Origin of the sequence: Lysinibacillus sp. NPDC093197 (genome assembly GCF_044754025.1) — a bacterium.
GTDB lineage: Bacteria > Bacillota > Bacilli > Bacillales_A > Planococcaceae > Lysinibacillus.
Genome location: NZ_JBIVOH010000002.1, coordinates 409,995 through 424,031, shown reverse-complemented (window position 1 = coordinate 424,031; position 14,037 = coordinate 409,995). Strand labels below are relative to the sequence as shown.

Genomic DNA, 14,037 nt, shown 5'->3' with positions numbered 1-14,037 from the left:
CAGTAATGATAATATAAATGAAAAGGAGAATTTTTAATGAAACTTCACTATGGGTTAAATGAATTGAAGGATATCGATTGGTTGGCAGTACTACAGATTGCATTACCGTTTATGGTAGTTGGACTCATTCTTATTCTAATTGCACTGTTTGATTTGTATCGGCACCGTAAGACAAGGGCAAATGTTCTTTTATGGGCAATAGTTATCTTATTTTTTAATACCATTGGACCCATTTTATATTTCACTATTGGACGAAAAGGAGAAAAAACTTATGAAGTTAGAAATTAAAGATGTCACAAAAAACTTTAAAACAAAGACAGCAGTCAATAACTTTACTATGGAAGTTGAAACTGGTCAGTGTGTGGGACTCATAGGGCCAAACGGTGCTGGAAAGTCTACGTTAATTAAAATCATTGCAGACATCTTATATGCAGATAAAGGCGAAGTACTTCTAAATGGGAAAAAAATTTCAAATATGAAAAAAGAAATAGGTTACCTTCCACAATACCCTGACTTTTTCCATTGGATGACAGCCAAAGAAACACTCTTCTTTATGGGACAGTTATCAGGTATAGCAAAAGAAAAGCTTATTGAGGAAGTACCAGCAATATTAAAAAAAGTTGGATTATTTAACGAACAAAATGAGAAAGTCCAAACATTTTCTGGGGGAATGAAGCAGAGATTGGGCATTGCCCAAACGCTTTTACATAAGCCATCTTTTATTGTCATGGATGAGCCTGTTTCGGCATTAGATCCAATAGGTAGGAGAGAGGTTTTAAATTTAATTCAAGAAATTAAACATGAAACGACTATTTTATTATCAACTCACATTTTAGGTGATGCAGAAGAAATCTGTGAACGATTTGTCATCATGAAACAAGGAAAGAAAATTGAAGATACGACATTAGATAAATTATTAACGCACAACAATGAATCGGTTGTTCATCTTGAAATAGCATCTGAAAACATGCTTTGGGTACAATTAGTTGAAAAGCTTCCATATGTGAAAAATGTAGAAGTAATCGGAAAAAGAATGAAAGTTACCCTTGAAAATGTTCAGAAAAATAAAGATATGTTACTCCGTGATGCGCTGGAAAACAAGATTGATATTGTTCGATTTGAAGTTGGAAGCAGTGAGACGTTAGAAGAAATCTTTTTAAAAATGGTGGTGAGTGTATGACACCTTTTTATATTTTAACTAAAAAAGAATATGTACAAATGTTTCGTGACTTTAAAGTTATTTGGTTACCTCTTGCTTTTATGTTTTTAGGCGCAACACAACCGGTTGTTACATACTATTTACCATCAATTTTAGCAGCGCTTGGTGGAAATCAAGGCATTACGATTGACCCTTTAATGATTCAGCAGGATGGAGCGCAGGTAATGGCCGCAACTCTTGGTTCGCAATTCGATCAGTTGGGCATTATGATTGTTGTCATTTCTATGATGGGCATTATTCAGTCAGATAAAGCAAATGGAATGCTTGATTTTATTCTAACAAGACCTGTAAAAGTAGGTTCATACATCGGTGGAAAGCTTTTTTCTAATTTCTCAGTTGTAGCTATTAGTGTGACATTTGGATATGTTGTATCTTACGTTTATGTAAATTTTTTGTTTAATAATATTTCATTTCTTGATATGATACTAGCCATTGTTTTTTATCAATTATGGGTTCTTTTTATGATTTCTTTTACTTCGATGGTGAGCACTATTTTTAATGGACAGGGCGTTATCGCTTTAATTAGTATCGTTTGCTTGTTTATTTTTAAAATAATTAGTGGCGTACATCCAATAATTGATTTATTAAATCCTGCAGGAATGAGTCAACATGCAATGATGGTATTAATAACGGGTTCAGTCGATTCGCATTTATACGGCAATATGTTAATTACTTTCATATGGATTTCTTTAACCGTAACGATTTCGCACTATTGGATTTCAGAAAAGAAATATCATAAAGATTAATATACAAGGAGAGGGAAACTACGAGTCCAATAATCCAAAAGCATTAGTTAGTTTGCTCTTAGTATCATAAAACAACGACATGAAAATTTTAGAAAAAATAGTGCCAGTCACTTTGAGTGACTGGCACTTTCTTGTGCACGTATTTTTTCTCGAGTTTTGACTAAATAATAGGCATTAACAGAAGATGCGATGGGGATAATGGCAGCTATGCCGATTCCCGCACAAAAAATTGTGATGAGCTCAGTGCTGAACACTTTAGAGTTGATGATTTCGCCAATCGAGTAGTTTAAATCTTTAAACCATATTAAAAGTCCTAAATAACCACCGAAAAAAGCGAAAAATAGCGTATTTGTATCTGTTCCTAAAATATCTTTCCCAATGCTTAAGCCTGATGTGAACAATTTTTTTCTGCTAATGAGAGGGTTGTGGTGAAAAATTTCATGCATGGACGAAGCGATGGAAATGGCGACGTCTAAAATGGCTCCAATTGTACTCATAATAATTACTGAAGCGCCAATTTGAACAAAGTTAACACCAATATAAAGTGAAAAGATACTAATTTCCTCTGTAGATTCTTCTCCAAACCCTTGAATCATAGACTTCCCTGTAACAACCGCAATAAAAAAGAGAAGTATGACAATGGTAATCATCGTCGAAATAAATGCGGTGATTGTTTTGCTATTCTTTTCATTTATATAAAATAGGCTAATCCAACTAATGATTGTGCAGGCAATAAATGTTAATACGATGGGGCTGTTTTTAGGATTAGTCATTAAAAAAATCGTTACAAAGAGCACCCCAAAATTTAAAAATAGAGAAAGAAAAGAGCGTACCCCTTTTTTCCCACCAATAACGATCATTAATATAAATAAAATAGCTGCTAGCCACACTAATACATTCATATCAATTTACCCTCTTTCGTTTAATGAAAAAAATAGAAGTATAAAGACTGATAGGGATTGTTAAGACAACGCCAATACCACCGGCTAGAGCACGAGCTAATTCTAATGAAAGATTCATGGAAAGTGTTAGCCCTAGCGTAGACGAATTTTTTAAATATAAAATAAGCATAGGAATGGAACCGCATATATACACAAAAAAACAAAATACTCGTAATTGTGCCCATCACATCTTTCCCAATATCAAGCCCTGAAACTTTTAAAGCTTTGTCAGAAATGGATGGATCTTGTTCATACAAAGCAAACATGGAAGAAGCCATAGTAATTGAAACATCCATTACAGCCCCTAATGCCCCGATAAATAAACCAGCCATAAAAACCATGCGATAAGGACGCGTTAGAAATTGCATTTCCTCGTATCGAAGGCCATTTTCAGATGTAATCCACAATACGAAAAAGCTGATAAGTAATGAAATGAACGTTCCTAAAAGTGTTGCCAGCATTGCCGCATAGGTTTTTTCATTTAATCCATTTATGAGTATTAATGAAACACCGGTAAATAGCAGAACACATACACCGCTAACGAATAACAAGCTGACGTTAGCGTGCTTTACATATAAATCCAATGCAAATGATAATATAAGTGCATTAACAATCAAACTGATTATTGAAAATAGCCCCTGTCTTTTGCCAACAATTAATAAGGCGAAAATAAAAATCCACGCAACGATTAATACGTATTGATCGCGCTTTGCGTCTAAAATCGAACCTGATAATTGCCCTTTTTGAGCTTTGTCTGCCTTTATAGAAACAAAAAGTTTGTTTCCGACCTTGTATTCGTGATCAAAAGCGCCAGAGGAAGAATACTCATTTGTTAAATGAATAAGTTGACCTTTGGCTTCTCCATTTTTCACTAATGCAGTTATTTGCTGCGTAAATAATTGATCATCATTACTATACATATCTGATATAGGTGTTGAATCTTCCAACTCTGTTTTTATCACTTCCGCAATTGGCCGCTCATAAAAGGATTCATTGTGAGAAACAAATAAAACGGAAGCCACAAAGCACAGCGCTAATAGGATATAGAATAAAATCCGTTTTTTATGAGAAATAGTAGTAAACAATAAAAAACCTCCAATGAGGGGAATTTGACTATGTTCGTAGCAAGTGAAGTGTCCGTTGTACTGAAGCTGCGTTGAACAATGACTCACATTAACATTCCTATTTTTCTATGTCAAGGCTGGTCAAAAGTAGTCACGTAGGAAGGAACGCTCTTAACCATTTAAGGTTTCCTTTTTAAGATAAAGGAGCATGCCGTCTATGATGGTTTGACGGTGGCATCCGTTGAATATTTAGTTATATTGACTTGCACGTATCATTTTTAGTCATTCCACTGAATATGTAAAAACATTCAGATAAAATTACATTGAATGTCTGTCATGAAACTGGGAGGGGAGTGACAAGCTATACAAAAAATGTGACCGTGTTATAGGAATGGCTTACATTATACCTTCATCAAAATACGAATACTAATAACATGGAATTGTTCTTCCACTGTTCCTTTTAAAAGGAGTGAGGTTGCCGAAGGAGGGTTTAGTAAAGAAAAAAGGACGATAACCACAATTATTTCACAATCGGCATATCGTCCTGTTTTAGTTTTAACGTATAGTTTTTGTTGAAGATTTGCTTTGTGTAGAAGAACTGAGAAGTTGTATTTGCTCTTCTAGTACTGTACTTGCGTTTTGTAAAAACTGTGAAATGAGAGCAAGCTCTTCTTGCTTGTAGGATGAAGCTAGTTGAAGCATGGCTTGGTGAAGTGACTCATACGTATGACGAATTTCTTCTTTCGATTCATATTCTGGGACTATAATGACCCTGCGACGATCATTAGGGTCATTTTCTCTACGCACATAACCGATTTTTTCAAGGCGATCAACTAATGCCGTAATGCTACCTGTAGCAAGGCCCGTTTTTTTTGAAAGCTCACCGGCAGTAATTGGACCAGTTTCACGCAAAATATCCAAAGAAATAAAATCATTATTGTATAGCCCAAGAGATGCGGCCACATTTTGCTGGTGTAATATTGTACGAGTTCCTAGCCCGCGCATAAGTGAAGTGAAATGTTCATGTGGATCAGTCATTTGATTTTCTTGATTGCTTGACAAAAGATAAGCCTCCTTTTAGACTATTAATATCTTGATGGTCGAGATATTAGATAGTCAAGATATTTGATGAGTGTGTAATTGTTTACGTGTTCATTCTAGCGAAGGTATTAATAATTTGTAAAGGGGTTTCTAAATGGAAGCATCGAAAAGTAATAGTAATACAAAATTAGTAGTGGCAGGTTTACTTCTTGCCATTTTTATGTCAGCAATTGACAATACAATTGTTGCGACTGCAATGGGAACAATCGTATCGCAACTTGGAGGCATGGACAAATTTGTTTGGGTTACTTCTGCTTATATGGTAACAACAATGGCTGGTATGCCTATTTTCGGTAAGTTATCCGATATGTATGGAAGAAAAAGATTTTTTATTTTTGGTTTAGGTGTTTTTTTACTTGGTTCGGCTCTTTGCGGTTTCGCTCATACAATTGAGCAACTTAGCATTTTCCGCGCGATTCAAGGGATTGGTGCAGGTGCGCTAATGCCAATCGCATTTACAATTGTATTTGACATCTTTCCACCAGAAAAAAGAGGGAAAATGGTAGGGCTACTTGGCGCTGTATTCGGTATCGCAAGTGTTGTAGGTCCACTTTTAGGCGCTTATATTACAGATCATTTTGGTTGGGAATGGGTTTTTTATATTAACTTGCCAATCGGCATCGTTTCATTAATGCTTATTATAAAAAATTATAAAGAATCCCCTGTTCTTACTAAACAGAAAATCGATTGGTGGGGAGCGGCTACACTTGTATTCGCTGTTATTAGTCTTATGTTCGCATTGGAGCTAGGTGGTAAACAGTTCGATTGGAGTTCTGCGCCGATAATTTCATTATTTATCAGTTTCGCTGTGTTCTTTATCGTGTTCTTTTTTGTAGAGCTGAAAGCAGAAGAACCAATACTTCCTTTCTTCTTATTTAAACGTCGATTATTTGCCTCTTCGCAAATGTTAGCGTTCTTATATGGTGGTACTTTTATTATTTTAACAGTATATATACCAATTTATGTGCAAGCTGTATATGGTGCTTCCGCAACGAATGCAGGGCTAATTTTGATGCCAATGATGTTGGGGTCTGTTGCAGGAAGTGCTTTTGGCGGTATTTTCTTAACGAAAATGAGCTATCGAAACTTAATGGTTATTTCAGTAATATCTTATTTTGCAGGTATGTTTTTACTAAGCACACTTACGCCAGATACGGCTCGAATACTTCTTACGCTGTATATGATTCTCGTAGGCTTTGGCATGGGCTTCTCTTTCTCATTATTACCGACAGCTTCACAGCATAATTTAGATGCTCGTTATCGCGGTACTGCAAATTCAACAAATTCGTTTCTTCGTACGCTAGGTATGACGATGGGCATTACAATCTTTGGCACAATTCAAAACAATGTATTTACTAGTAAGCTAACAGAAGGTTTCAAAAATATGGGGCAAGGATCAAATTCTGCAATGTTTGATGTTGGCGATATGAGAGAAATTTTTGAACCTAGTGTACGCGAAAATATCCCTGCAAATATTCTTGATATTATTGTGAATGCTATGTCTAACTCTGTGACACATGTGTTTCTTCTTGCACTCATTCCTATTGTTATTGCAGCCATTTTCGTTTTCATGATGGGGAACTCTCGAGTGATTGTTTCAGCTGAAAAAGACAACAAGGAAAATTAAATAAAATATCGTAAGAATTTAAGCTATTGATGATACTAGTAAGTCGTACTATGTTCAGGAGGATAATGATGAAAGAGACCATTTTTATTAAAGGTGCTTGGGAAAATAATTTGAAGAAAGTGTCGCTTTCCATACCTAAATATAAGCTAGTAGTACTGACTGGACCTTCTGGCTCAGGGAAATCAACGTTAGCTATGGATACACTTCAGCGGGAATGCCAGAGACAGTATTTAGATTCTATGGGAATGATGGCTAATGCGATTAGCAAGCCAAAGGTTGAGTTTATTCGTGGGCTGTCACCGTCAATTAGCGTCGGGCAGCATGTGACAAATCGAAATCCACGTTCAACGGTAGGAACAGTAACAGAAATTTATAAGTATATCCGATTTATCTTTGCCAGACTTGGGGAACAAGTTTGTACTTCATGTAATATGAGTATTCCTGCTTCTTTTGAACCAACAGAAGAGTTCGTAGAAGAGGATGAAGAAATAGACAATCAAATAATTAGTTGTCCTAATTGTCATGAACAGCAAGCGAAATTAGGCATGCTACATTTTTCATTTAACAAGCCAGAAGGTGCTTGTGAAACTTGTAGTGGCCTTGGTCATGTGGCGAGCATAAATGAGGCGATGGTGTTTAATCCTGAGCTCAGCTTACGCGACGGTGGCGTAGCTTCACTAAAGGGGGTCCATCGTGACATTCAAATGCGTATTTTAGTGGCAGCAGGAAAGCATTATGGATTTGAATTTGATCTTGATCTACCATTAAAAGATTACGATGATGTTCAGCGAGATTTATTATATTATGGCGTCGAGAGCGAGGAATTTAAACGTCACTATCCAAATAGTAAACCGGTCTCAGGAACAAAGTTTGAAGGAGTCATACCGAGCTTATGGAGACGATATAAGGAGAAAGAGGGAGAATCAGGGGCTAAAGAAAAAGAAGGAAGTTTCTTTCATGAACAACTTTGCCCAGATTGCCTTGGTGCACGCTTAAAGAAAGAAGTTCGTCAAGTAAAGGTAGCGGATGCAACAATTTCGGACGTATCTGAGTGGTCGCTTGAAGATGTATTCAAATGGACGAATAGCTTGCAAACGGCGTTACCTAAAGCAAGTCATCATTTATTGGTGCCTATTATCGAGGATATGTTAACAACACTTCAGCGGCTTATCGATGTTGGACTTGGTTACCTTTCATTGAACCGTCAGACGGTATCATTGTCTGGTGGGGAAACACAACGTCTACGACTTGCTACCATATTAGGTTCAGCTTTAACTGGCGTTCTGTATATTTTGGATGAACCGACAACCGGTCTTCATGCAAAGGATACAGCAGGTCTCATTCGAGTGCTTCAGGAATTACGTGATTTAGGTAATACTGTACTAGTTATCGAGCATGATGTTGAGATGATGCGAGCGGCAGATCATATCATTGATATCGGTCCTGGTGCGGGAATACATGGTGGTACTGTTGTAGGTGAAGGCAGTCTGGATGATTTAATGTCAAATGAGCAATCAGTGACTGGAGCTTATTTGGTAGAAGAATGCTCCCCTTCTCCTGTTCGAGTTCGTAGAGAGGGAAATGGACAGCATATCACGATTCAACAAGCAAAACTTCGAAATGTCGACATCCCTACTGCTTTTATTCCATTGGGGTGTCTTGTGTCAGTAACAGGCGTTTCAGGTTCGGGGAAATCTACGCTTGTTTTTGACATTCTTGCACAAGGAAAATCGAAAAACCTTGCCCAAATAGGATGTAAGGAAATTAGTGGGTTAGAGCATATCGAAAATATCGTTATCTTTGACCAATCGCCAATGGGAAGAGTACAGCGTTCTAATGTCGCTACTTATACGGATGTCTTTACTCACCTCCGCAAATTGTTTGCAGGATTGCCAGAAGCAAAAGAAAGAGAATTAACTTCAAAGCATTTCTCATTTAACTCTGCGGGTGGACGATGTGAAACATGCCAAGGTTTAGGGGTATTATCAGTAGATATGGATTTCCTAGCAGATATAGAAGTGACATGTACAAACTGCAAAGGGAAAAGATTTACTGACGAAGTGTTGCAAGTTAAATATGAAGGATACTCCATTTCAGATTTGCTAAATATGTCTGTGGAGGAGAGCTTACCAATTTTGAAATCGGAAACAAAGATTTCTCGCATGATTGAAATGCTATGTGAGGTTGGGTTGGGTTATCTTCAATGGGGGCAATCGGTCAAAACTTTATCTGGCGGTGAAGGACAGCGTATTAGGCTGGCAAACGAATTAAGTAAAGCATCCAAAAACCACACGCTTTATTTATTGGACGAACCTACGACAGGTCTTCATCCATCTGATATTAAATTGTTACATGCTTTATTAAACAGACTTGTCTGTGCCGGAAATACCGTTATCGTCGTCGAACATAGTCTAGAATTAATCCGTGAATCTGACTGGGTTATCGATATTGGACCTGAAGGAGGAGCCGCAGGTGGTAAGCTTGTAGCTGAAGGAACGCCAGAGCAAGTGGTAAAAGTATCGGATTCCTATACGGGGATGTTTCTGAAAGAAGTACTCGCCGAAGCGTTCTAATTACATTTAACAAACGGCACTTTAGAAAAATACCAAAAAGTGGAAAATTAAAAAGAATACGCTCTTTTAGTTAAGATGAAGGTTACTGTACATCTTTCTACTAAAAGAGCGTATTTATTTATTTATTTATTTATTTATGAACCATTCAAAAGTCCATGCAAACGTTACTATTTTAAATTATCCCCAAAGTCCCTTGCTCCTTATTCATACGCTCAATTATTAGCTGGTTGCTTTAATTTGCACATGTGGATTGTGCCAAGGCAATTAAACTGCACAAAATAGCCATTAAAAAATTTTAAGTGGATAATGTATTAAAATAATGTTATCGTATGAAGTAACTAAATAAACATATCCTTCAGGGTAGGGTGAAATTCCCAATCGGCGGTGATGAAGTAATTCAAAGTCCGTGAGCGCAAGCTGATTTGGTGCAAATCCAAAACCGACAGTTACAGTCTGGATGGGAGAAGGGTAGATGTGTAAGCTTTTTAAATTCATATGACTTTAAAAGGTCTATTTGGCTACGCTTATATTCAAAACTACTTCCCATCGCCTTCGTTGGGGAGTTTTTTTATTTAGTTAAAAATTTAATAGGTATCTGTTCTTCGGGGTAGGGTGAAATTCCCAATCGGCGGTGATGAAGCAATTCAAAGTCCGTGAGCGCAAGCTGATTTGGTGCAAATCCAAAACCGACAGTTATAGTCTGGATGGGAGAAGAACGATGAGATGGTAGCCTTTGGAAAATTTATTCCCATTAGGTTTATTTAGTGACGTCTTATGAATTAGAACTCCCAAACCCCATTTTTATATGGGGTTTTTTGTTTGTCTTGTTTAAGCAATTACAGGTCAAAATTTAAAAAGTAGAAAGTAGGTGAAAAAATGTTTACAGGTATTATTGAGGATGTTGGTACAGTAAAAACCTTGCAAAACGATAGACAAAGTATGAAAATAACTGTTATTTCGCCAAAGATAGTATCGGACGTGCAGCTAGGAGATAGTATAGCTGTCAATGGCGTGTGTTTGACAGTAACACAATATAATGAGCAGGAACTGACAATGGACGTAATGCCTGAAACAGTGAAAGCGACAAATTTGCAGCAACTCACGGTTGGTAATGCAGTAAATTTAGAGCGTGCAATGCCTGCGAATGGACGTTTTGGTGGTCATTTTGTTTCAGGGCATGTTGATGGAGTGGGAAAAATATTACGCAAACGTCCAATGGCCAATGCAGTATACATCGATATAGAACTTTCAGAGGAATTAACTAGCTATTGTATTCCTAAAAGTTCAATCACAATTGATGGAACGAGTTTAACGCTCTTCCATGTGGCAAAAAACAGCGTCACCGTATCGCTTATTCCACACACATACAAGGAAACCGTATTAGGGACAAAAAATGTTGGATCACCAGTCAATATTGAGACCGATTTAGTTGGTAAATACATTATGCACCAGCTACAGCGTGGTCAGCAATCACCGACCATTACAAAAGATTACTTAGCGAAGCATGGGTTTTAACCTGTCTTTGAAAGTAAAGAATGTACAGTAAATTAAAGTTTATTAGGAGGTGGCAATTTGCTACATTCAATTGAAGAAGCAATTGCAGATTTAAAACAAGGCAAAATGATTGTTGTCGTGGATGATGAAGACCGTGAAAATGAAGGGGATTTACTTGCCCTTGCAGAGTTCATGTCACCAGAAACGATAAACTTTATGGCCACATATGGAAGAGGGCTTATTTGTACGCCGATTTCACAGCAGCTTGCACAACAATTAGCGTTGCATCCAATGGTCATAAATAATACAGATCATCACCAAACGGCATTTACTGTAAGTATTGATTACAAAGATACAAAAACAGGCATTAGCGCCTTTGAACGTGCGTTGACAATTCGAAAAATGCTAGAGTCACAAGCGCAAGCAACTGATTTTCGTAGACCTGGGCATGTATTTCCCCTTATAGCAAAGGAAAATGGTGTTTTAGAACGTAGAGGGCATACGGAGGCAACTATCGATTTAGCAAGGCTTTGCCGAAGCATACAAGCTGGTGTTATTTGTGAAATCATGGGGGATGATGGTGAAATGCTTCGCTTTGATGACTTAGTCAAATATGCGGAAAAACACAAATTAAAAATGATTTCGATTGATGCATTAGCAGCCTATCGTCGTCAACAAATACAAGGAAAAAATTCACTTACAGTGTAAAAGAGGAGAATCAATTTATGGGGAAAACATTTGAAGCACAATTAATTGGCAATGATTTAAAAATAGCGGTAGTAGTTGGTCGATTTAATGAATTTATTACTAGTAAATTATTAAGCGGTGCAATGGATGGGCTAAAACGTCATGGTGTAGACGAGGATTTAATTGATGTTGCGTGGGTACCAGGTGCATTTGAAATTCCATTTATTGCAAAACAGCTAGCGGAAACAAAAAAATATGATGCCATTATTGGTCTTGGCACAGTTATTCGTGGCTCTACAACACATTATGATTATGTTTGTAACGAATCAGCAAAAGGCATAGCTAACGTTTCACTTACAACTAACATACCAGTTATTTTTGGTGTTGTCACAACTGAAAATATTGAGCAGGCAATTGAACGCGCTGGGACAAAATCTGGTAATAAAGGTTATGACGCAGCAATATCAGCTATTGAAATGGCGAATTTACAGAAAATGATTGGCTAAATTTCAATGACATAATGTATAGGTGAAAAGGATAACTGCATAATTTGCTGGACATTGGGAAAAATATTGTATGTGTATTTTAGTACAATAATTTATTTGAATCGAGTTCAGTAGGAGATGAGGAATATTCAATCAATGAATCAAAATATCGAATTGAAAACGTTGAAAGAACTATTTCAACGCTCTGCTGACGTAATATTTCAATCTTATACCTTTCAACAGCATAATGTTCATTTTATTACATGTGAATCAATGTTCGATCAGTTATTATTGAATAAGGTCATTATAAATCGAGTCCAATCTTTGTGCGAAAATGTTTCAACACCATTATTAGCAGAGCAAATAATAAATGAATTACACATTCCAAATCTTCAAAAAATAACGAATTTAGAAGTGGCTACTACACGTGTATATACAGGATATGCTTTGCTGTACTTTGAAAAGGAGAAAATTTTATTCTCAAGTAAAATTTCTAATAAGCCGAATCGAAATCCTGAAGAAACAAAAAATGAACTGGTAATTAAAGGACCGAGAGATGATTTTATAGAAGATGTCTTTATTAATATTGCTCTAATTCGCAAGCGACTACCAACTAATTCATTGAGTGTAGAAACAATGGAAATTGGTAGGCGTTCTAAAACAACTGTAGCCGTTCTTTATATGGAGGATATTGCCAATAAAACGATGGTGGATGAAGTGAAAACGCAATTACGTAAAGTTGATACAGATGTCGTGATTAATGGCGATATATTGATGGATGGGGTGGGCAAAACATCTAAAATTCTTCCCCTACATGATTATACAGGTCGCCCAGATTTTGCAGTACAAACGTTAAGTAGAGGACGCATTCTTATTTTAGTTGATGGAGTGTCCTATGTCATCATTACACCACCTAATATCTTTTTACTCTTTAAATCAGGTGAAGACAATGATTATCCAGCTATTGTAGGTTCTATAGAACGACTGCTACGAATCGTAGGCATATTAATAAGTATGCTTGCACCAGGTTTTTGGCTTGCCTTATCGACCTATCATCAAGAACAAATGCCAATTCTACTTTTAGCAACAGTTGTACAATCAAGAACGGGCTTGCCTTTTCCTACCTTACTGGAAATATTGCTCATGTTATTTATGTTTGAATTATTTCGAGAGGCAAGTCTCCGCTTACCATCTCTTTTGAGCGGAACCATGAGTGTTGTGGGAGGTTTAATTGTCGGAGATGCGGCGATTAAGGCAGGCATAACGAGTCCTTCAATGATAGTAGTAATTGCTATTTCAAGTATTGCGGCATATACACTTGTAAATCAATCGTTTGTAACGGCCATGAGTATTTTCCGTCTATTTGTCGTCTTAATGGCTTCTTTTTTTGGCTTATTTGGTTTCTTTTTGTCCCTATTCTTTATTCTTATTTATGTTGCGAATATACGCGTGCTAGGTGTACCGTACGTAAGTCTTGGTGCAGATTTGAATTGGTCTGATATCAAAAAATCTTTAATACGTGCAGCTCCAAGTGGATATAATAAACGCCCAAAATTTTTACAGCCTCAAGATAAAACTCGGTCTTCCAGTAAAAATTAATGATAGCCATTTTAAATAAATAATAAAGTTATTTTCATGCTTTGCTTGTAAAAACGCTTGGATTGGACAAAATACTTAATGAAGAGTATGGATTAGACTTATCTATATTTTTCTAGACCAATCACAAGGGGTGGATAGTTATGCCGAATGTTCAAGTAAGCTGTGCTGTATCAAATTGTGTTTTCCATGCCAAAGGTAATTTTTGTGGTGCTGAAAAGATAGCAATCGATATGGATAAACGTATCGATAAGAAACATGATGCAGAGTTTGCTTCTGATTTTGAAATGCATATGTCCAAAGAGGCGGCAAGTCAATCATCAGATACGTGTTGTAAAACATTCAGATCTAAAGAAAAATAAAAACTTTAGATGATAGGTATAGGTTGTTTAAATAATTGCAAATAGAGAATTAAGGGCAATATTTAAATAATTTATCTTTACCTTATAATTAATGATTTGGTCACTTTGAAAGTCGTCTTCCTATATGGAAGATGACTTCTTT

General features: G+C 36.6%; 12 protein-coding genes, 1 pseudogene and 2 riboswitches. Of the genes and pseudogenes, 10 read left to right on the top strand and 3 right to left on the bottom strand.

The features are described 5' to 3' along the window. Nucleotides 1–36 precede the first annotated feature (36 nt). From ACIP9G_RS07975 to ACIP9G_RS07965, 3 genes are read left to right on the top strand one after another with little or no spacing between them, the layout of a single operon-like run. Nucleotides 37–288 (top strand): PLD nuclease N-terminal domain-containing protein, encoded by a 252-nt coding sequence (locus ACIP9G_RS07975; protein ID WP_401018674.1) that lies wholly within the window; start codon nucleotides 37–39, stop codon nucleotides 286–288. Continuing rightward, entirely contained in the window at nucleotides 272–1,180 is a 909-nt protein-coding gene (locus tag ACIP9G_RS07970; RefSeq protein WP_401018673.1) for an ABC transporter ATP-binding protein, read from the top strand. Before ACIP9G_RS07975 ends, ACIP9G_RS07970 begins: the two co-directional genes overlap by 17 nt. Further along, nucleotides 1,177–1,965 (top strand): ABC transporter permease, encoded by a 789-nt coding sequence (locus ACIP9G_RS07965; protein WP_401018671.1) that lies wholly within the window; start codon nucleotides 1,177–1,179, stop codon nucleotides 1,963–1,965. The genes ACIP9G_RS07970 and ACIP9G_RS07965 overlap by 4 nt, the downstream gene beginning before the upstream one ends. 107 nt (nucleotides 1,966–2,072) lie before the next feature. Here ACIP9G_RS07965 and ACIP9G_RS07960 read toward each other — a convergent pair whose 3' ends face one another. From ACIP9G_RS07960 to ACIP9G_RS07950, 3 genes and pseudogenes are all read right to left on the bottom strand, one after another. Continuing rightward, nucleotides 2,073–2,867, bottom strand: a complete 795-nt coding sequence (locus ACIP9G_RS07960) for a YibE/F family protein (RefSeq protein WP_401018670.1) — start codon at nucleotides 2,865–2,867, stop codon at nucleotides 2,073–2,075. Between the two features lies 1 nt (nucleotide 2,868). After that, nucleotides 2,869–4,006, bottom strand: a pseudogene (locus ACIP9G_RS07955) (YibE/F family protein). Between the two features lie 519 nt (nucleotides 4,007–4,525). After that, the gene (locus ACIP9G_RS07950; RefSeq protein WP_401018668.1) at nucleotides 4,526–5,032 is read right to left on the bottom strand and encodes a MarR family winged helix-turn-helix transcriptional regulator; all 507 of its coding nucleotides are present in this window, start codon (nucleotides 5,030–5,032) and stop codon (nucleotides 4,526–4,528) included. Nucleotides 5,033–5,165: 133 nt separating this feature from the next. Here ACIP9G_RS07950 and ACIP9G_RS07945 point away from each other — a divergent pair, with 133 nt between their 5' ends. The 7 genes from ACIP9G_RS07945 to ACIP9G_RS07915 all read left to right on the top strand — a co-directional run bounded on the left by ACIP9G_RS07945 (nucleotide 5,166) and on the right by ACIP9G_RS07915 (nucleotide 13,895). Beyond that, on the top strand, nucleotides 5,166–6,698 hold the full coding sequence (locus ACIP9G_RS07945) for an MDR family MFS transporter (protein ID WP_401018667.1): 1,533 nt from the start codon (nucleotides 5,166–5,168) through the stop codon (nucleotides 6,696–6,698). Between the two features lie 68 nt (nucleotides 6,699–6,766). Then, nucleotides 6,767–9,271: an excinuclease ABC subunit UvrA gene (gene uvrA, locus ACIP9G_RS07940; protein WP_401018666.1), complete on the top strand. Its 2,505-nt coding sequence runs from the start codon at nucleotides 6,767–6,769 to the stop codon at nucleotides 9,269–9,271. Nucleotides 9,272–9,618: 347 nt separating this feature from the next. Further along, nucleotides 9,619–9,744, top strand: a riboswitch (FMN riboswitch). A gap of 121 nt (nucleotides 9,745–9,865) precedes the next feature. Continuing rightward, a riboswitch (FMN riboswitch) is annotated at nucleotides 9,866–9,991 on the top strand. Nucleotides 9,992–10,147: 156 nt separating this feature from the next. Further along, entirely contained in the window at nucleotides 10,148–10,786 is a 639-nt protein-coding gene (gene ribE, locus ACIP9G_RS07935) for a riboflavin synthase (RefSeq protein ID WP_401018665.1), read from the top strand. Between the two features lie 57 nt (nucleotides 10,787–10,843). Continuing rightward, a complete protein-coding gene (ribB, locus tag ACIP9G_RS07930) occupies nucleotides 10,844–11,473 on the top strand; it encodes a 3,4-dihydroxy-2-butanone-4-phosphate synthase (RefSeq protein ID WP_483869662.1) in 630 nt (209 codons plus the stop codon). Nucleotides 11,474–11,490: 17 nt separating this feature from the next. Beyond that, nucleotides 11,491–11,958 (top strand): 6,7-dimethyl-8-ribityllumazine synthase, encoded by a 468-nt coding sequence (gene ribH / locus ACIP9G_RS07925; protein ID WP_340825121.1) that lies wholly within the window; start codon nucleotides 11,491–11,493, stop codon nucleotides 11,956–11,958. A 135-nt stretch (nucleotides 11,959–12,093) separates the two neighbouring features. Then, entirely contained in the window at nucleotides 12,094–13,536 is a 1,443-nt protein-coding gene (locus tag ACIP9G_RS07920) for a spore germination protein (protein WP_401018664.1), read from the top strand. Nucleotides 13,537–13,676: 140 nt separating this feature from the next. Further along, the gene (locus ACIP9G_RS07915) at nucleotides 13,677–13,895 is read left to right on the top strand and encodes a DUF1540 domain-containing protein (RefSeq protein ID WP_401018663.1); all 219 of its coding nucleotides are present in this window, start codon (nucleotides 13,677–13,679) and stop codon (nucleotides 13,893–13,895) included. The last annotated feature ends 142 nt before the right edge of the window (nucleotides 13,896–14,037 follow it).

Bases quoted from the DNA above. Each gene is read 5' to 3' on its own strand.
- ACIP9G_RS07915 (WP_401018663.1), top strand. From the start codon at position 13,677: ATGCCGAATGTTCAAGTAAGCTGTGCTGTATCAAATTGTGTTTTCCAT.
- ribE (WP_401018665.1), top strand. From the start codon at position 10,148: ATGTTTACAGGTATTATTGAGGATGTTGGTACAGTAAAAACCTTGCAA.
- ACIP9G_RS07920 (WP_401018664.1), top strand. From the start codon at position 12,094: ATGAATCAAAATATCGAATTGAAAACGTTGAAAGAACTATTTCAACGC.
- ACIP9G_RS07960 (WP_401018670.1), bottom strand. From the start codon at position 2,867: ATGAATGTATTAGTGTGGCTAGCAGCTATTTTATTTATATTAATGATC.
- ACIP9G_RS07975 (WP_401018674.1), top strand. From the start codon at position 37: ATGAAACTTCACTATGGGTTAAATGAATTGAAGGATATCGATTGGTTG.
- uvrA (WP_401018666.1), top strand. From the start codon at position 6,767: ATGAAAGAGACCATTTTTATTAAAGGTGCTTGGGAAAATAATTTGAAG.
- ACIP9G_RS07970 (WP_401018673.1), top strand. From the start codon at position 272: ATGAAGTTAGAAATTAAAGATGTCACAAAAAACTTTAAAACAAAGACA.
- ACIP9G_RS07965 (WP_401018671.1), top strand. From the start codon at position 1,177: ATGACACCTTTTTATATTTTAACTAAAAAAGAATATGTACAAATGTTT.
- ACIP9G_RS07945 (WP_401018667.1), top strand. From the start codon at position 5,166: ATGGAAGCATCGAAAAGTAATAGTAATACAAAATTAGTAGTGGCAGGT.
- ribH (WP_340825121.1), top strand. From the start codon at position 11,491: ATGGGGAAAACATTTGAAGCACAATTAATTGGCAATGATTTAAAAATA.